We start from the raw sequence: 17,870 nt of genomic DNA on the forward strand, positions 1-17,870 counted from the left end.
GCCTCGGCACTGGGTCCGGGTCCGGGTCCGGCACTGACCACGGCTCCGGCTCCGGCTCCGGCGACTCCGAGGGGGCTGCCGACGCCGGGGCCGTGAAGGACACCGAGGGCGTCGACAGCGGCGCGGGGGGCTCTCCGCGCTCCTCCGCCGGTGCCCGGGACCAGACGGCCGCCCCTGTTCTCTCCACCCGTCCCGACCCCGCGTCGGCGGTGCCCTGGGGCATGCGGGTGGCGGCCGAGGCCGGATGGCGGCTGCTCGTACTCGCGGGCACCGTCTGGGTGTTGATGCGGGTCATCAGCTCCGTACAGCTGCTGGTGCTGTCGTTCACCGCCGCACTGCTCATCACCGCCATGCTCCAGCCGGCCGTGGCACGGCTGACGCGGCACGGTGTACCGCGCGGCCTGGCCACCGCCCTGACGGCCGCCCTCGGCTTCGTCGTCATCGGACTGATCGGCTGGTTCGTCACCTGGCAGGTCATGGAGAACATCGACGACCTCTCCGACCAGATCCAGGACGGCATCGACGAACTGCAGCGCTGGCTCCTCGACAGCCCGTTCCACGTCACCGAGAACCAGATCAACGACATCGCCAAGAATCTCCGCGAGGCGATCAGCGACAACACGGACACGATCACCTCGGCGGGCCTGGAGGGCGTGACCGTCATCGTCGAGGCGCTCACCGGCATCCTCCTGACGGTGTTCTCCACGCTCTTCCTGCTGTACGACGGCAAGCGGATCTGGCAGTGGACCCTGAAGCTGGTGCCGGCTGCGGCACGGCCGGGTGTCTCGGCGGCCGGGCCGCGCGCCTGGCAGACGTTGACGGCGTACGTGCGCGGCACGGTCGTGGTGGCGCTGATCGACGCGATCTTCATCGGCCTGGGGATCTACTTCCTCGATGTGCCGATGGCGGTCCCGCTGGCCGTGTTCATCTTCCTGTTCTCCTTCATCCCGCTGGTGGGTGCCGTCGTCTCGGGCGCGCTGGCGGTGGTCGTGGCGCTGGTGACGCAAGGTGTCTTCACGGCCGTCATGACGCTGGCCGTCGTACTCGCCGTCCAGCAGATCGAGGGGCACATCCTCCAGCCGTTCATCCTCGGGCGGGCCGTGCGGGTGCACCCCCTGGCCGTCGTCCTGTCGGTCGCCGCCGGTGGCATGATCGCGGGCATCGGGGGCGCGGTGGTGGCCGTGCCGTTGGTCGCGGTCACGAACACGGTGGTGGGGTCGTTGCGGGCGTACGCGGACGAGCACGGGCAAGCGCCCTAGGGCCTGACGTCACGTTCCCGTCGTCGCCCGGAGGGCGGCCTCACGGCGGCGTGGGGGTATCTCCCGTTCGAACGAAGCCGGGCCGGGGCCGGGGAAGCCGCACGGCGTCGCGAGGCAGGCGGCAGGGTGACGGCCGGCCCTAGGTGCGCGGGCGCTCGTGGCGCAGGAGTACGACTCCGTTGCCGAAGGTGCGGGTCTCGACCAGGCGTAGGCCGGTCGGGGTCTCGGTGTCGGCTGCCGGGAAGAGCCGCTTGCCGGCCCCCAGGAGCACCGGGTGGACGTAGATCCGGTACTCGTCGACCAGGTCGTGCCGCATGAACTCGGCCGCCAGTTCGGCGCCGCCCACGACGAGGTCGCCGCCGTCCTGTGCCTTGAGTGCCTCGATGTCCTCCACGACGACGTCCCTGACGATCGTCGTGTGCCCCTCCGCGCGCTGCAGGGTCCGGGAGAAGACCAGTTTCGGCATCGTGCGCCAGATCGCGGCGAAGTCGGCGACGTAGGACGGGGCCGCGGGGTCCCGGTCGGCCGTGGGCCAGTAGGCGGCCATCAGCTCGTAGGTGACGCGGCCTCCGAGGAAGGCGCCCATGTCCCTGAGGACGTCGTTGAAGTGCGTGTGCAGTTCGTCGTCGACCAGGTGCCAGCCGATCTCGCGGTTCGGGCCCTCCATGTAGCCGTCGAGGGACACGGACATCATCAGAACGATCTTTCGCATGGCGGCGGCTCCCGGCCCTTACGGCGTCGGCTGGTGGGTGACTCGGCTGGTTGATTACTGGGCTTGAGGGTTTCTCGGTTTCTCGGTTTCTCGGTTTCTCGGCTTCTCGGCTTCTCGGCTTCTCGGCTTCTCTGGAGAGGATGGCGCGGGTGGGGGCCGGTCGCGCGGACGTGGGCCCTCGGCGGGGAAATCGGTCGCCCGTGTCGGCGCACCGACCTAGGATTCCCCGGATAGGCGTTCGATTGGTTCGAGGGGGATCGGGCTTGGAGCCACTGGGGCTGGCCGCGCGCGACGACGACGAGGAGACGGTCCGAGCCCTTCTCGACAGCGGTGCCGACGTCAACGGGCGGTCGCCCGGCGGGCTGACCGCGTTGATGCTGGCGGCAGGGGCGGGCGCGCACCACGCGGCGGACGCGTTGCGGGAGAACGGGGCTTATGTGGCCCTGCGGGACGAACACGACCGCAGCGCGCTGGACTTCGCGGAGGAGGGCGCCGAGCGGCACCCGGACGAGCCCGGGTATCTGGTGATCCTCACGGATCTGGAGAAGTTCTTCGGCAAGCGGGCCGACTTCGCGACGACGATGGAGCGGGCGGTCCGGTTCGGTGACCCCGACAGCGACATCTGGATGCGGATGAGCTGGACCCTGGACACCTGGGCGGACGACGAGACCGTGGCCGGGGCAGAGGTGGCGCTGCACAGCCCCCAGGCGTCCGAGCGCTACTTCGCGGCGGAGCTGATGGGCTTCTTCTGCCTGTACAACGCCTCCCTGCGCAACGGCAGGCACCGGACGCGGCAGGCAGCGGCGCTGCTACGGACCCGGTTGGCCGTGGAGGAGCATCCGGCCGTCCTCGGCCTCCTCATCCGGGGCCTGTCGATGCAGTCCGGGTTCGCCGACGACGCCCGGAGGATCCTGCGGCATGCCTGCCATCCGCACCCCGACGTCCGCGCGGCGGTCGCCTTCGCGGTCGAGGCCTCCACGGAGCCGGAGGACCGTCAAGCCTTCGAAGCCGTCCTCAGCATGGCCCGCGACCCGTACGCCGAGGTACGCCGCTACGCCGTCGCCCACCTTTCCAGCCTCATCGGCCGGCCTCCCACCGTCCACACCACCGTTCACACCGCCCTCCGCCGCGCCCTGTACGACCAGGACCCGTCGGTCGTCCATGACGCGGCCTGCGCGCTGGGGATGCTCGGGACCGGGCGCCCGCTGCCCTTCCGAGCCGAGCAGATCCTCGTACGGCGCTATCTCGACGAGCCGGCTGACACCCGGTACTACGGGGGTGCGTACCGGGTCATCGAACGGTGGCCGAGGGAGCACTTCTGGGACGTACGGGATTCGTTGCCGGAGTGAGTCGACGGAGGTGAGGTGCCGGGGTGAGCTGACGGGGTGAGGTGGGGCGACGGTCAGCTCTGTTCGCTGTCGGATTCCGTGTCCGTCGTGGTGCGGGGGAAGGAGACCTCGACCCGGCGGTTCTTCTTGCGGCCCTCCTCGGAGGAGTTGTCGGCGATGGGGTAGTCCTCGCTGTAGCCGCGTACCTCGAAGGTGACGTTGCCATCCAGGTCGGCGGCGAGGAGGTCGTGGACGGCCTCCGCGCGCTTCTTGGAGAGGGTCAGGCCGTGGGCGTACGAGCCGAGGTCGTCCGTGAAGCCGAAGACGCGGACCGTGCCCGCGCTCTGCGTCTTGATCTCCGCCGCGATCGTCTGGATGCGGGAGCGGGCCTGCGGGTTGAGTTTCGCGCTGTTCTTCGGGAAGAGGACCTCCGCCTGGAGCGCGAACGTCACGTTCTCGTTCGTGTCCTCCCGGCGCTCCTCGCCGCCCAGGTCCTCCACGACCGACTTGATGTCCAGGACCTTGGCGGGGGCGAGCGTGGCCCCCTGCGCGAGCTTCAGCCCCGGGCTGTTCGCGTCCACCTCCGGGGGTGGGGAGGTGGTGACGGTGCCCGGGGGTTCGCTCGGGTCGTCCGCGGCCTGGGCGGGCGCGGCGAGGGTGAGGGCGGCCAGGACCGCCACGGCTGCGGCCAGCGCCGCGGTGCCGGTCGTGGCGGCACGTGGGGTGGGGGCGGTCATCGTCACGTCACTCGTCCTCGGAGAGTTCGATCGTGGCGGGGGGCATGGAGCCGACCTGGAAGTCTACGGAGGTTGTGGATTCGGGGGGAGCGGGGAACTGGGCGAACCAGTCGGCGCTCGCTCCCTGCACCAGGGCACCGGTGAACCTGGTGCACAGGCACCGTCCTTGGGTGTCACGCAGGATCAGGTACTTCTTCTTACCCGCTTGATCGACAAGGCTCGCGCCCGCGATTGAACCGCCGTTGTTGACCAGTTCGCGCTCGTCGCCCCGCCAGTCCGCAGCGACCCAGGACCTGCTGCCGTTGTTCGTCACTGTGCCCGCAACGGTCACGAAGCCTCCGCCATTGCGAGCGGCGGAGGTGACCTTGAGCGTCAGGTTGTCGCCCTTGACCTCGGCCAGTACCGACTCGCCGGCGGGCGCGTCGGTCTCCTGCTTGTCGTCGTTCCCATCGGAATCATCGGTCTTGTTGGAGGGTGCCGAGGACGAATCATTCTTCGCTGAATTGCCGTCATCCCCTCCCCCGCTGCAACCGGCAACCGTGAGGAGCAGCCCGGTCGCGATCGCCACCGCGGTCACTGTCCTGCGGCCCTTCATGGCGTGCCGAAGGTTCATCGGTACGGCTTCCTCTCACTTGGCCAGATACACAGAGAACATCACGGACGCGTCGGGAAGGTCGTCCGGATCGAAATTTCCGGGGTCGATGTCCACGGGCACGCCGTCGCAGTCCAGGGCAACGGGGTTCGTGGGGTCGACGTTCACGTCGAAGTCGCAGCGCGGCTGGATGACGGCGACCGCCTGAGCCGTGGCTGTCATGTCCTCGGTGCCAGGAATGATCGAATCGCCCACGGTGTAGTCCGTCACGACGTTGACCTGGAACCCTGGGTCACCGTCGACCTCGGTGGGCTGGGCGCCGCCTTCGACGGTCGAGTTGTTCTGGGCCGCCAGCGCCGCAGCCGCAGCATCGGCCCCTTCCAAGGGGAGCCCTGCTCCGGACAGGTCGATCCAGTCCAACCAGTCGCCGTTGCCCGCGCCGATGACATCCCCGAGCTCCAGCAACAGTTCGTCCCGCGCCTGCTGAGCGGCCGCCAACGCAGCTGCGTCTGCAGCAGATTGGGCACCGCTACGGGCGGATGCCGCCTGAGCGAACGCGAAGAAGGCCAACGCCGCGAAGAGAAGAACCGTCGTCAGCCAGATGTAGACAGGAAGGGTCGAGCCACGGTCACCGAGAAGTCGTAAAGCTGTCAGCCTCCGCCAATAACGCTGTTCACGGCGTCGAAGATCGCGCCTGAGATCAACCCGTCCAGCCCCAGTCCGTCGATCATCACGAAGATCCCCGCGACGATGATCATGATGCCCGCGTACTCCACGAACCCCGCGCCAGAGTCCCGCCCTTTCCCGCGCATGCGGGAGACGACGGTGGTCCTCCAGGTCTCGAAACGGTGCTTCACCTTCATGGCGGTTGCCTTCCCGCGCGATGCCGACACCAACCGGATTACCGTACGTGAGACAGCACGTACGGGGGGTGGGTCCGGGGGCCCAACTTCCCTTTCGCGGTGAAGTCATCGGGGCCACCCCCCGGGAGTCGTGCCCAACCAGTGGGCTATGGCTTCACTGCGGGTTGAACTGTGCAGTTTCGCGAAGATGCGGTTGATGTGGTTCTTGACGGTCTTCTCGCTGATGAAACAGGTGGCGGCGATCTGACGGTTGTTCATGCCCGATGCGATGAGGTCCATCACCTCCACCTCCCTTGAACTCAGGCCGAAGGACGGTCGGCTGGAGTGGTTGAGCATGCGGTGGTGGAGCGCCGACGCGTGGGTGGGGCCACCCTTTGGCGACTGTGTCATAAATGATTGCATACGCGAAGAGTGGTCGTGACTTTCGTGTGAAGGTTCGTAGGAAACGCCGAGCGAAGTTGAGACAGCCGGAGAGACGGCCTCGGAGATGGTCGGGCGGCCCTCCCTCATGTTCCGTACCGCCGCGATCAGTTCGGGGGCGGTGAACTCGCCGTGGACCAGGTAGCCGACCGCTCCCCGGCACAGGGCCTCGGTCACGACCTCGGGTTCCGTGCTGTACGTCAGCATCATCACGGGGCAGAGGGCGGCCAGTTCGGGGAGCGCGGTGAGGCCGTCCGTGCCGGGCATGCGGACGTCGAGGAGGGCGACGTCCGGGTGGTGTCGGCGTGCTCGGTCCACCGCCTCCTCGCCGTTCGTGGCCTGGGCGACCACCTCTATGTCGGGGTGCGTGTCCAGGAGGGCCGTGAGGCCGGCGCGGACCACCGGGTTGTCGTCCGCGACGAGTACGCGGAGGGGTGGGCCGGGGCGTGCCTGGGGCTGGTCAGGCATGTGCGGCCTCCTGTCGGGGGGCTTCGGGGGTGGCGGGAGGGGCGGGGAGCGGGAGGGTCAGTGTCATTTCCGTACCGGTGGCGCCCGATCGCAGGTGCAGGGCCGCGCCGGTGCGGGCCGCGCGTTCCGCCATGCCCAGGAGGCCGAAGTGGCCGGATTCTTGTGCCTCTTCGAGGGTGAGGGCGGGTGGGAGGCCTACGCCGTCGTCCTTGACCGTGAGGTGGAGGGTGTCCGGGGTGATCTTCAGGGACACCTGCGCCGTGGTCGCCCGCGCGTGGCGGTGGATGTTCTCCAGGGCCTCCGACGTGATCGCCAGGAGGTGGTGGATCGTCTCCGGGGACAGGGGTGGGGCCGGCTCACCCGTGTGGGTGAGCCGGGTGGGGAGTGAGGTGCGGGACTCGAAGTCCGCTGTTCGTGTGACCAGTTCGGTCCGAAGGTTCGCCGGTGGGGTCGTCGTCAGGTCCGTGTGCCGGCGTAGGTCCGTGAGGAGGTCGCGGGACTCGGCGGCGGCCCGGCGGGCCGCCGACGCGACGAGGCCGGCCTGTCGTTTCAGGTGGGCGGGGTCGGGGACCGGGTGGTCCGCCGAGGTCGCCAGGGCGTCCGCGGCCAGGGCCAGGCCGTGGAGGGTCTTGGCCACCGAGTCGTGCAGCTCGCGGGCCAGGCGGGCGCGTTCCGACTCCACGGCCTCCGCGACGGCCAGGCGGGACGTGACTTCGGAGAGTGCCCGGGTGGCCGTACCGAAGCGGAACATCAGGTTGCGGAGGGTTACGCCGATGATGCCGGCCGCGACGCAGAAGCCGGCGATGAGGAGGGTGCTGACACCTGCGCCGGGGTGGTGTTCCCAGGTGCGGTGGACGGTGAGGAGGACGGCCAGTTGCAGGCCGGTGAGGACCCCGGCGCCGCGCCAGCCGTAGAGGAGGCCGGAGAGGAGGGGGGTGCAGACCGTGGCGTAGGCGAGGGGGGAGGCCGGGGAGGCGGTGAGGAGGAGTACCGCGCCGAAGAGGAGGTCCAGGGCCATGAGGGTGGGGTGGGCGAGGAGCCGGGGGGCGAAGCGGTCCCAGTCCCTGAGCATGGCGTACGAGACGGTGATGCCGAGGACGGCGGCGATGAGTACGGCGTGGGTCGGGGGGCCGTCCGTGGTGTTGGCCATGGCGAAGGGGGTGCCGATGGTGAGGGTCACCAGGCGGACGGCGAAGGTCTGGCGGGCCAGGGCCTGGAGGGCGTTGAGCTGGAGGCGGAGGGTGGCGGGGGGTGTGGCGTCGTCCGCCAGGTAGCCGGTGCTGGGGCCGGGCGGGGGTGGGGTGCGTCGGCCTTCGCTGGGGTTGGGCGGGGGTTGGAGGCGCTTGCCGGCCCTGACAGGGTGCCGCAGCGCCCACCCTCCCCCACTCTCGGCTTCGCTCGACCGGGGGAACCCCCATCGCCCCAGCGGCACGATTGCCCGCAGCTGGGTGAGCCGAATCAGCCGTGCGCGCCAGGTCCGCCGGGTTCCCATCAGCGGCCCAGGATGTCGCCGAAGTTCGTGCCCGAGCCGAGGAACATACCGGTGGCGATCAGGATCATCGTGGCCGGGAGCATGAAGATCAGGGTGACGAGGGTTGCCTTGGGGATGGTTCGGGCGGCTCGGCGGCGGGCGTTCTGGGCGTCGGTGCGGCGCATGTCCGCGGCGAGTTGGATCAGGGTTTCGGCGATCGGGGAGCCCAGTTCCTCGCCCTGCTGGAGCGCCGAGACGAACTGGGCGACCTGCTCGGACGAGTTGCGTCTGCGGAGTTCGTCGAAGGCCTGACGGCGGCTCACGCCCATGTCCATCTGGCGCAGGGTGATGCGGAGTTCGTCCGCCCAGGGGCCCTCGTACTTCTCCGCCACCCGGTCCAGGGCCTGGCGGAAGCCCAGTCCGGCCGAGACCACGACCGCGAGGACGTCGAGGAAGTCGGGCAGGGTGCGGTCGATGACGTCCTTGCGTTCGCGGATGGCCTGCCAGATCGCCGCGTCGGCGGCGAGGAGACCGAAGGCGAAGGTGAAGGCGGCGAAGAGGGGGCGGCCGCTGGTGAGGAAGACCAGGCCCATGAAGGCGCCGAAGAAGCCGTAGACGGCTCGGCGGGCGGCGTAGCGGTTGAGGGTGAGGCCGCCGGGGTTGCCCGCCATGTCGATGCGGTGGCGCTTGGCCTCGACCCGCCGGGGGCCCATGAGGCGCAGGACGAGCGGGGCGAAGCGCATGCCCAGGCGGTCGACGGCCGAGCCGGTCCTGGAGACGCGGGTGGCGCCCACCTCCAGGGCGAGGGCCAGGTCGCTGGGGAGTTTCGCGTCGGCGCGGATCATGCGGATGCCCAGGAGGGCGCCCGCGACCGCGACGGCCGTCAAGAGGGCCAGGAGGAGGGGGAGCGTTGATGGCGTCATGTCAGGTCACGGCCCCCTTCTCAGACTTCGATCTTGCCGAGGCGGCGGATGACGAAGAAGCCGACCGTGTAGAGGCCGATCGAGATCAGCACCAGGGCCTGGCCGAGGGGGGAGCCGGTCACCCGGGCCAGGGCTCCGTCGTTCGAGGAGTTGATCAGAAGGAGGGAGCCGAGGCCCAGGAGGGGGACGGTGAAGGCCGTCGCGTTGACCTCGGAGAGCATCGTGCGGACCTCGCGGCGGGTCTCCTTGCGGTCCTCCAGCGTCTGGGTCAGGTTGCGCAACGAACTCACCACCGTGCCGCCCGCCTTGTTGGACAGGACCAGGGTCGTGACGAGAACGATCAGCTCGCGGGAGGGGAGGCGTTCGGCCAGCTCGCCCAGGGCGTCGTCCACCGAGCGGCCGAGCGCCAGCTGATCGGCGACCCGGGCCAGTTCCTCGCCCGCCGGGGCCTCCAGTTCCTCCGCCGCCATCGCCAGGGCCGTGCGCAGGGCGAGACCGGCCGCGGTGGCGTTGGCGAGGAGGCGGGCCACGTCGGGGAGCTGGTTGATGAAGGCCTCGATGCGTTTCTGGCGCTGCCAGTTGAGGAAGATGGCGGCCGCCCACACACCTACGGCGCCCGCGATCGGGCCGAAGAAGGGGGCCAGGGTGGCGGCCGCGATCAGCCACAGCGCCACGACGGCCATGGCGACGTACGTGGCGAACTCGCCCGCCGTCAGGTCGAGTCCCGTCGTCGTCAGACGCAGGTGGATCGCGCGGCCGAGGCGGGTGCGGCGCAGTCGGCGGTCGACGGCCGTGAAGCGTCGTACGCGCCCCGTCGCCGTGCGGAGCGGGCCGCCCTGGCTGCCCGCGAGACGGTCGACCAGTGCCTGGCGCTGGGCGCGGCCGGAGAGGTACGTGTGCGCGCCCGCGACGGCGAGGGTGCCGCCGAGGACGGTGGCGCCGAGGGCGAGCAGGGTGGTGTTGTCCAGGTCCAGGGGTGCCTGGGCCAGGGTTGCCAGGGGCGCCTGGAGTGCCAGGGCTGTCGCCATGTTCGGTCCTACCTCCTCGGGGCTCTCGGGCTATCCGATGGCCTGGCGGGTGTTGAGCGGGTCGATGGCCTCGGCCACGCCGTACGCGGGGGGCAGTGGCTCGTTGGCCACGTACAGCTTCTCCGCGACGGGCCGGGGTATCGGCAGGTGTTCGAAGCGGCCGTGGACGACGCGGTCGGCACCGAGGGGGTCCGGGGCGTAGCGGGAGACCGTGGCGATGCGGAACTGTTCGCGGCCGTGCGAGACGAGCAGGGCGATCTCGGTGACCTTGCGGGAGCCGTCGGCGAAGCGGGTGAGCTGGACGACCACGTCCACCGCCGAGTTGATCTGGTCCTTGAGGGCCTCGAAGGGGATGAGGACCTCGGACATCGAGCCGAGGGTCTGCAGGCGCATCAGCGCGTCCTCGGCGGAGTTGGCGTGGACCGTGGCGAGGGAGCCGTCGTGGCCGGTCGACATGGCCTGGAGCATGTCGAGGGTCTCGCCGCCGCGGACCTCACCGACGATGATGCGGTCGGGGCGCATCCGCAGGGAGTTGCGGACCAGGTCGCGGATGGTGATCTGGCCCTTGCCCTCGATGTTCGGGGGGCGGGACTCCAGGCGGACGACGTGCTCCTGCTGCAGTTGGAGTTCGGCGGAGTCCTCGATGGTGATGATGCGTTCGCGGGACGGGATCAGGCCGGAGAGGGCGTTGAGGAGGGTCGTCTTTCCGGTGCCGGTACCGCCGCTGACGATCACGTTGAAGCGGGCGCGGACGAAGGCGGCCAGCAGCATCAGCATCTGCTCGTCGAGGGAGCCGAGGTCGATCAGCTCCGGGAGGGTGTACGCGCGGGGGAAGCGGCGGATCGTGAGCGTGGGGCCGGTGAGGGCGAGCGGAGGGATGATCACGTTGACGCGCTCGCCGGTGGGGAGGCGGGCGTCGACCATGGGGTTCGACTCGTCCACGCGGCGGTTGACGGTCGAGACGATGCGTTCGATCGTCTGCATGAGCTGGTCGGTGGAGGCGAACCGCAACGGCAGTTGTTCGACGCGGCCGGCCCGCTCCACGAAGATCGAGTCCGGGCCGTTGACCATGATCTCCGTGACCGACGCGTCGGCGAGGAGGGGTTCGAGGACGCCGAGGCCGAGAGCCTCGTCGACGACCCTGCGGATGAGCTGGGAGCGTTCGGCGGAGGAGAGGACCGGGCCCTCTCGGCTGATGATGTGGCCGAGTACGCGTTCCAGGCGGGCCCTGCGGTCGGCCGCGGTGAGGGCCGACATCTCGGCCAGGTCGATCTCTTCGAGGAGCTTGGCGCGGTAGACGGCCACGAGGTGTCCGTCCTCGCGTCCGGTTCCGCCTTCGTCGGGGGCGGCGATACGGGATCGCAGGCTCATCGTGTCGTCAACTCCTCTCGGGGTGGCAGTGGGGGTGGCGGTGGGGTGGTGGGTGCGGCGGGTCAGTCGTCGATGTCGCTGGGCATGGTGGCGGAGCGTTCCACGGAGACCGGGTCGAAGAGGGGGACCACGGAGGGGACCGTGACGGTGACCGTGGCGGTGGTGGTGTCCGTGCCGCCTCCTCCCGGGTCGACCGAGGGGTTAAGCCACGCGCTCGCCGCGGCCACGCCCGCGGCCTGGCCCGTGCCGGCCTGCAGCGACTCCGCCCGCGCCGCCGCCCGTGCCGCCGATCCCGCCTGGCTGATGCCGTAGCCGATCAGGCCCAGTTGGATCGCGGCCATGCCTACGAGGAGCAGGATCGGGAGGAAACCGGCGAACTCCAGGAGGGAGGAGCCTCGGTCGTTGCAGCGATGGTGGCGGGGTGGCTCTCCCGTCGGTGGGGTCGGTGGGTGGTTCACGCGGGGGCGGGGGGTGGGTCGGGGGCGCGCCGCGTCGTCGGTGGTCTCGCTGGTCCGGGTCATTGCGGGTCCCCCTCCAAGGCCGCCCCCGCCTCGCCGTTGACGGTCCAGCCGGCGTCGAAGCCCGGGAAGAAGAGGGGGACGTTGGCCTGGACCTCGGCGCGCATGACGGGGCCCGCGGGGGCGCAGTCGATGGAGGTGCCGTCCCAGGCGCCCGGGAGGTTCTGGGTGCCGGCGGCTTCGCAGGCGGCGGCGACGTCGCCGCCGACCGCAAAGGCGGCGGTGGCGGCGCGGGCAGCCTCGTCGGCGGCGTTGCCTGCCAGGGAGTAGGTGTAGCCGTAGAGGGCGGCCTGCCAGAGGATCGTCATGGTGACCAGGAGCAGGGGGAACATTCCGGCGAATTCGAGGGTCACCGAACCCCGGTCGCCGCCCTTGCGGCGCAGGACGAGGGCTCCGCGGTCCGCGGACGTCCTGCGGCGTCGGCCGCCGTGTCCGTGCTCCGGCGCGGCGACCAGTTCCAGTTCGCCGGCGAGCGCCCACAGCGCCTGTTTGACGACCGAGCGGGCGTCGAGGTCCTGGAGGCGGCCCGCGTCGACGACGGACTGGAGTTCCTTGAAGGCGGCGGGGACGGCGGCGCGGGCCACCTTGGTGCCGGTGACCTTCTCGACCAGCGACGGCTGGATCTCCGTACCGCGCGACAGGCGGTTGACGACCGTCAGCGTCTCCTCGGCCTTGCGGATCTGGAGGCGGTCCCAGAGACGGACCATGCGTTTGGCGGCGCGGATCGCCACCACGTCCGGGGTCACCAGCAGCAGTGCCTGGTCGGCCATTTCGACGGCCGCCGCGGTCGCCGCGTTCATCTGCGAGCCGCAGTCGACGATCACCACGTCGTGCCGGGAGCGGAGCGTGGCCACCACCTGGCGGGCCACCCGGTCCGTCACCTCCTCGCCGCGCTCGCCCTCGGCGGGGGCCAGGAGGAGGGAGATGCCGGTGTCGTGGGCGAAGACCGCCTCCTGCAGGACGCGGGGGTTGATGTCGGAGATGCCCGCCAGGTCGGCGACCGAGCGGCGGAACTGCACGTCCAGGTACGAGGCCACGTCCCCCGACTGCAGGTCGAGGTCGAGGAGGGCCACCGTACGGCCGGACGCGCGGGCCGCGAGGGCGAGTTGGACGGCGGTGACCGTGGCGCCGACGCCGCCCTTGGCCCCGCTGACGGTGACGACGGTGCCGCCGGGGCCCGTGTACAGCTCCGGCGTGGGGCTGCCGAGGTGGCGGCGCATGCCTGCCGACCAGGCCGCGGCTGCCTGGACGCGTTCGGCGAGGGCCTCGTAGGAGAGGGGGAGGTTGACGATGCCGCGGGCACCGGAGTCCATGGCGGCGGTGAGGACACCGGTGCTCGTGTCGGAGGTGACGAGGACGACGCCGACCGCCGGGAAGCGCAGGACGAGATCACGGACGAGGTCCAACGCCGGTACCGGACCGATCCGTTCGTGGACGAGCACCACTTCCGGCAGTTCGTCCAGCGAGTCGGCGGCCTGCCTCGCCAGGGTGTCCAGCAGGGCCGTGGAGTCGGACACGTGCGGTGCCGGTTCGGCGTCGGCCAGCTGGTCGAGCAGGGCGGTGAGGGCGCGGGCCGATTCGATGTCTCCGGCGACGGGGAGGATACGGATGGTCATCGGCGGATCCTCGTTCCGGTCGCGGACGTGCGGGGCTCGGCCGCCTCACACCAGCAGGGTTCACGCGGCACCCGCGGCGCACTCGCCGCCCACCGCACCCTCGTTCGCCGTACACCCCTGAGCATGCCCACCCTCGGCACGCCCACCCGCAGCGGCATTCGACGCACCCCCGTTCGAGGCGTCCCCGTACGGACGTTCCGGACCGACCTCATCGCGGGGCCTCCTACTTGTCCTCGTCGAGGGTGTACGAACGGTCGTCCGGTACGACGACGGTGGCCTCGCCGCCCCCGACGAGGGCGAGACGGACGTGCTCGGCGAACGACTCGGCGAACGCGACGCGCTGGGCGTCGGCGGTGTCGAGCGCGAAGGTGATCGGGACGGCCTCGGTCGCCGTGCGCCGGCGGTCGCTGCTGGACTGGCCGGATTCGAGGGGGGTCAGCCTGCCGACGTCGATGACGCGGGCGTCGGCGACCATCAGCTTGGACGTGTCCTTGCCGGAGTCGCTGTCCTTCTCCTCGAACGTGGCGTAGATGTTGACCAGCGACCCCGGGTTGATCTTCCCCGCCACACCAGTGGACGCGTCGATCAGGATCGCGATCTCCTGCTGCCCGGATTCGAGTTCCGGCCGGTCGACGATCATGTCGGACTGGAGCAGGGAGCCCTTGCTCAGCTGGGTGACGGCGATCTTGCCGCGGATCTCCGACAGATCGGTGACGGCCGTGCCGGACAGCCACCGCTCCGGCATCGAGATCTTCTCGAACTGGCCCGCCGACAGCTCCTTGTAGGGCGCGATGTCGTCCTTCAGCCGGTACGCGGTCACCTCGGGTCCGACCTTCGCGTTCACGTCACGGATCACGGAGAGCACCCCGGCGAAGGCGGCCAGGGCGCACAGGGCCGACAGGACCAGCAGGACGACGCCGCGGCGCTGGCGTGAGTTCACTACATCTCACCTCGTGGGAACGTGCCGGGCACTTGAGCGGGCCTGCTTCTCCCGCTGCCTCGCGGGCTGTGGAGTTGTCGTACGGCTGTCATGCGACCCCTCGCGGCAGGGCCGCCCGGTCCGGGCCGGGGGCCGGCTCCGGTTCCCGTAACGGGGCCGCGCAGAACCCGCAGCGGTCGCCGATGAGTTCGAGACCGCACCAGTGGCAGGTCTCGCGGCGTACGGACGAGACCAGCTGGTAGAGCACGGAGACGTCGCAGAGGCCGGCGGCGAACTCGACGAGCTTGCCGGTCCCCCACCAGCGCGCGGATCCCTCGGGCAGCGGCACCGGCAGGGACCCCTGCACCTGCCAGGCCGGGGCGAGCGTCGCGGTGACCCAGTCGGACGGCGGCTGGGGCCCCTGCGCGACGAGCAGCCGGGTGCCGAACTCGGGCCCGGCCAGGGGCTCCTCGTCCGCGGTGTTGAGCCGGACGAGCTGGGGCCGCGGGTTGGCCAGTACGGCGAACCGGGCTCCCGGCATCCACGACTTGGCGTGCGACTTCAGCGTGACCGGCACCCGGTCGAGCTTGGCCACGGAGCCGAGGTGGGCGCCGGCGTAGATGTAGTGCGCGAGGAGGCGTACGGAGGAGGCGAGCACTCCCGGGCTGAAGTCGCACACGGACAGCTGCCGCAACTGCTGGGCGAGCAGGGCGAGTCCGAGCGGCGGCAGGTCCACGCCGAGCAGGGCGATGCGGTCGCTCTCCAGCACGGAACGGACGGTGTGCAGCCGCCGGGTGACGGCCGACGCCTCGGAGGCCGAGTGGAGGGCGATGACATAGCCGTGCTGCTCGATGAGCGCGTGCATGGCGAACAGGGAGGCTTCGAGGGTCTCCTGCGGCTGGACGACCGCGGGCGGGGTCTGCCGGTCGTGCGGTGGGAGCACCAGGTCGGAACTGGTGACGGCTATCGCGGTCGGCACGCTGCACACCACCCCGTTCACTTCGGCGGGGTGGTCGACCACCGCCTCAGACGGCCCCTGTGAGGAACGACGTCGTGCTCGACGCCCCTCCTGCATCGTCTTGCATCAGCACCATATCCACGGCATGGCTCGATCAACACCGAATCTCCTTGATCAACTCACGGAAGGTGTGGCCGTATCGACACAGAGTGAGACGCATATGCCCCAACCAGGCGGGCCGGGAGGGGTGTTGGGAGGCGCCCTGTACGGGTGAACGGCTTCCGCGCGGGGGCGCATACGGGACGGCCACGGGGTCGGGGCTCAGCGACTGGAACGGTCCGGCGGGCAGCGGCGGCACCCGCCCTTCTCTCCCGGCCGGGCGCAGGCGTTCACCTCTGGCTGTGGCGCAGGTCACCGGAACCTCCTCCACCTCATGGAGAGACATGGGTGTGAGGTGGGAGAGGTGCAGACGAGATGAGTGACCCCGAGCGGGCGCGAGCGCACACGGAGGCGGAGGCGTCGGTGCGGGCGCGGATACGGGCCGGGGACCGGGAGGCCTTCGCGGAGGTCTACGACGCGTACGCGCGGGCCGTCTACAACCACGCCTACCGACTGACCGGCGACTGGTCGACGGCCGAGGAGGTGATGGCGGACACCTTCCTCGACGCCTGGCGCACCCGGGAGCGACTGGAGCCGGACGGCGGCTCGTTGAAGCCGTGGCTGCTGGGCATGGCGACCAACAAGGCCCGCAACGCCAACCGCGGCCTCGGCCGCCGCCTGGCCTTCCTGGCCCGCCGCCCCGCCCCGGACCCGGTGGCCGACTTCGCCGACGAGACCGCCGGGCGCCTCGACGACGCGCGTCGGCTCGCCGCCGTACGTCAGGTGTACGGCCGGCTGCGGCGCGGGGAGCGGGAGGTGCTGGCGCTGTGTGTGTGGTCGGGCCTCGACTACGGGCAGGCGGCCGAGGCGCTGGGTGTCCCGGTAGGGACCGTACGGTCGCGGCTCTCGCGGGCGCGGGCGCGGCTCGGCCGCCTCACGGAGGAGTACCTGCGTGAGGAGTGGGCCGATACCCGCGCAAAGAGTGTGGAACCGGGGCGTCGCCGCGGAGAGGTGGAGAGCGAGGCCGTGTTCGCGGCCCTTCCGCTCAAGGAGATCCAGGAGGGATCCCGATGAACGAGGAGCCGGCCCGACTGCTGCCGCCCCCGCCCGAACGGGACGTTCCGCCTGATCGCCTCGCCCACCACAAGGACCGTTTGATGCAACTCATCGATGACGACCGGGCCATGGGGTCCACCGCTTCCACGGCCGCCCGGAGGAACCGGAGGAACCGGAGGAACCGGAGGAACCGGAGGAGCCCCTCCAGGTTGCCGCGCCCGGCGCTGTGGCTGCCCGCCGCGGCGCTGACGCTGGCCGGGGCACTGGCCATCGGCCTCGTCACGACCGCGGACTCCGGCTACGGCCTGCGGCAGTCCGACGGCGAGAGCGCCGTCGGACTGCTCGACCGCATCGCCGACGTCGCCGCGAGGACGGAGGTCGAGCCGGTCCGCGACGACCAGTTGGTCTACGTCAGGAGCCTGACGGCCGGGGTGGAGGCCGTGGAGGACGGACCGTTCGAGCCCGGAGAGCTGCACCAGCGGGAGGTCTGGGTGTCGCAGGAGCCCGGCCCGGTGGAGGAGTTGGCCCTGCACTATGAGGACGGCGACTACTTCCCGCTCAGGGAGCTGTTGCCGCCGGGTTCGCCGGGCGTCCCCGCCGGCATCGACCGCCCCACGTACACGTGGCTGGCCTCACTGCCCACCGACCCCGACGAACTGCTCGCCGAGCTCTCCCGCCTGACCAGGACGTGGAAGGGCCAGGAGAAGGCCCAGGCCGTCTTCGACAAGATCGGCGAACTGCTGGGCGAGACGGTCATGCCCCCGAAGACCGCCGCCGCGCTCTACGAAGCCGCCGCGAAGCTCCCCGGGGTGACCCGTACCGAGGACGCGGTCGACCCCGCCGGCCGCCACGGCGTCGGCATCCGCCGCGTCGACGAACGCGCCGCGTGGGCCACGGAGTGGGTCTTCGACCGGGACACCCTCACGTATCTCGGCGAACGCAGCCATCTGACGGCGGACGGCGCGATGGGCGCCAAGGGCACGATTGTGCACGAGACCGCCGTACTGAAGCGGGCCGTCGTCGACAAGTACCGCGAGCGGCCGACTTCATAGCCCGGCGGACCGGGCTTCGTTCATGTCGTGAGCGCTCATGCCGTGAGGCGCGCTGGGTGGCGGCAAAGGCTTCGGCGTTGCCGCCACCCAGCGCACCGACGGGGTGAGCGCATCCATGTCTGATCGCGGGGAGTGGGGCGGAGCCGGCTGCCGCCGCTCCGTCCTGGTGCCCCTGTCGGGCGCGGCGCCCCTAGCCCATCGGACGGTAGTACCCCAGCACCTGCGCGAGGTGCGCGAACCACTGGTGCAGGCGCTCGCGGGGTCTGGCCTCGACCGTGCACTCGTAGAAGCTGCCGTCGACGTGGATGACGGCCACCATGAGGGCCTTGCCGTTGCCGCTCGCCTTGTAGTGGACGCTGCGGATCTCGGGCCAGGTGAAGTCGATGGCGATGCCGTGGTCCTCGAAGGCGACGCCGTTGATGTCGACGACGACGGAGTTGTGGCGGTCGACGGCCAGGAACTCCGGGCCCTGGGCCGGGT

General features: G+C 70.7%; 18 protein-coding genes and 1 pseudogene. 4 read left to right on the forward strand and 15 right to left on the reverse strand.

The features are described 5' to 3' along the window. The first annotated feature begins 92 nt into the window (after nt 1–92). Entirely contained in the window at nt 93–1,259 is a 1,167-nt protein-coding gene (locus AWZ10_RS08840) for an AI-2E family transporter (protein WP_244172443.1), read from the forward strand. 139 nt (nt 1,260–1,398) lie between these two features. Here the strand turns inward: AWZ10_RS08840 and AWZ10_RS08845 are convergent, their stop codons facing one another. Continuing rightward, a complete protein-coding gene (locus AWZ10_RS08845; protein WP_060890808.1) occupies nt 1,399–1,971 on the reverse strand; it encodes a dihydrofolate reductase family protein in 573 nt (190 codons plus the stop codon). A gap of 263 nt (nt 1,972–2,234) precedes the next feature. Here AWZ10_RS08845 and AWZ10_RS08850 point away from each other — a divergent pair, with 263 nt between their 5' ends. Next, nucleotides 2,235–3,320: an ankyrin repeat domain-containing protein gene (locus tag AWZ10_RS08850; RefSeq protein ID WP_060890809.1), complete on the forward strand. Its 1,086-nt coding sequence runs from the start codon at nt 2,235–2,237 to the stop codon at nt 3,318–3,320. 53 nt (nt 3,321–3,373) lie between these two features. Here AWZ10_RS08850 and AWZ10_RS08855 read toward each other — a convergent pair whose 3' ends face one another. The 13 genes from AWZ10_RS08855 to AWZ10_RS08915 all read right to left on the reverse strand — a co-directional run bounded on the left by AWZ10_RS08855 (nt 3,374) and on the right by AWZ10_RS08915 (nt 15,246). Then, nucleotides 3,374–4,036 (reverse strand): OmpA family protein, encoded by a 663-nt coding sequence (locus tag AWZ10_RS08855; protein ID WP_409000598.1) that lies wholly within the window; start codon nt 4,034–4,036, stop codon nt 3,374–3,376. A 7-nt stretch (nt 4,037–4,043) separates the two neighbouring features. After that, the gene (locus AWZ10_RS08860; protein WP_060890811.1) at nt 4,044–4,649 is read right to left on the reverse strand and encodes a hypothetical protein; all 606 of its coding nucleotides are present in this window, start codon (nt 4,647–4,649) and stop codon (nt 4,044–4,046) included. A gap of 15 nt (nt 4,650–4,664) precedes the next feature. After that, entirely contained in the window at nt 4,665–5,282 is a 618-nt protein-coding gene (locus AWZ10_RS08865; protein WP_079104326.1) for a pilus assembly protein TadG-related protein, read from the reverse strand. Further along, nucleotides 5,279–5,491 carry a hypothetical protein gene (locus AWZ10_RS08870; protein ID WP_060890813.1) on the reverse strand — a complete coding sequence of 71 codons (213 nt, stop codon included), beginning with the start codon at nt 5,489–5,491 and terminating at the stop codon, nt 5,279–5,281. Before AWZ10_RS08870 ends, AWZ10_RS08865 begins: the two co-directional genes overlap by 4 nt. A 105-nt stretch (nt 5,492–5,596) precedes the next feature. Next, entirely contained in the window at nt 5,597–6,379 is a 783-nt protein-coding gene (locus AWZ10_RS08875; protein WP_046707513.1) for a response regulator transcription factor, read from the reverse strand. Continuing rightward, entirely contained in the window at nt 6,372–7,871 is a 1,500-nt protein-coding gene (locus AWZ10_RS08880; RefSeq protein ID WP_244172441.1) for a sensor histidine kinase, read from the reverse strand. Before AWZ10_RS08880 ends, AWZ10_RS08875 begins: the two co-directional genes overlap by 8 nt. Beyond that, nucleotides 7,871–8,773, reverse strand: a complete 903-nt coding sequence (locus AWZ10_RS08885) for a DUF5936 domain-containing protein (protein WP_046709685.1) — start codon at nt 8,771–8,773, stop codon at nt 7,871–7,873. Before AWZ10_RS08885 ends, AWZ10_RS08880 begins: the two co-directional genes overlap by 1 nt. A gap of 20 nt (nt 8,774–8,793) precedes the next feature. After that, complete coding sequence (locus AWZ10_RS08890; protein WP_060890814.1) at nt 8,794–9,801, reverse strand: type II secretion system F family protein; 1,008 nt, start codon at nt 9,799–9,801, stop codon at nt 8,794–8,796. Between the two features lie 30 nt (nt 9,802–9,831). Continuing rightward, a complete protein-coding gene (locus tag AWZ10_RS08895) occupies nt 9,832–11,172 on the reverse strand; it encodes a TadA family conjugal transfer-associated ATPase (RefSeq protein ID WP_037694721.1) in 1,341 nt (446 codons plus the stop codon). 62 nt (nt 11,173–11,234) lie between these two features. Continuing rightward, nucleotides 11,235–11,693 (reverse strand): TadE family protein, encoded by a 459-nt coding sequence (locus tag AWZ10_RS08900; protein WP_244172442.1) that lies wholly within the window; start codon nt 11,691–11,693, stop codon nt 11,235–11,237. Further along, the gene (locus AWZ10_RS08905) at nt 11,690–13,306 is read right to left on the reverse strand and encodes a CpaE/TadZ family protein (protein WP_046704144.1); all 1,617 of its coding nucleotides are present in this window, start codon (nt 13,304–13,306) and stop codon (nt 11,690–11,692) included. The genes AWZ10_RS08900 and AWZ10_RS08905 overlap by 4 nt, the downstream gene beginning before the upstream one ends. Before the next feature lie 223 nt (nt 13,307–13,529). Further along, complete coding sequence (gene cpaB, locus AWZ10_RS08910; RefSeq protein WP_046704145.1) at nt 13,530–14,246, reverse strand: Flp pilus assembly protein CpaB; 717 nt, start codon at nt 14,244–14,246, stop codon at nt 13,530–13,532. A gap of 88 nt (nt 14,247–14,334) precedes the next feature. Next, nucleotides 14,335–15,246 carry a hypothetical protein gene (locus AWZ10_RS08915; protein WP_046704146.1) on the reverse strand — a complete coding sequence of 304 codons (912 nt, stop codon included), beginning with the start codon at nt 15,244–15,246 and terminating at the stop codon, nt 14,335–14,337. A 411-nt stretch (nt 15,247–15,657) separates the two neighbouring features. Between AWZ10_RS08915 and AWZ10_RS08920 the strand changes: the two genes are divergently transcribed. Further along, complete coding sequence (locus tag AWZ10_RS08920; RefSeq protein WP_046704147.1) at nt 15,658–16,356, forward strand: RNA polymerase sigma factor; 699 nt, start codon at nt 15,658–15,660, stop codon at nt 16,354–16,356. Next, entirely contained in the window at nt 16,353–17,390 is a 1,038-nt protein-coding gene (locus AWZ10_RS08925; protein WP_060890815.1) for a CU044_5270 family protein, read from the forward strand. Before AWZ10_RS08920 ends, AWZ10_RS08925 begins: the two co-directional genes overlap by 4 nt. 190 nt (nt 17,391–17,580) lie before the next feature. Here AWZ10_RS08925 and AWZ10_RS08930 read toward each other — a convergent pair. After that, nucleotides 17,581–17,870 (reverse strand): annotated as a pseudogene (locus AWZ10_RS08930) (hypothetical protein); the annotation flags it as partial.

Source organism: Streptomyces europaeiscabiei, from assembly GCF_001550375.1.
Lineage (GTDB): Bacteria > Actinomycetota > Actinomycetes > Streptomycetales > Streptomycetaceae > Streptomyces > Streptomyces europaeiscabiei.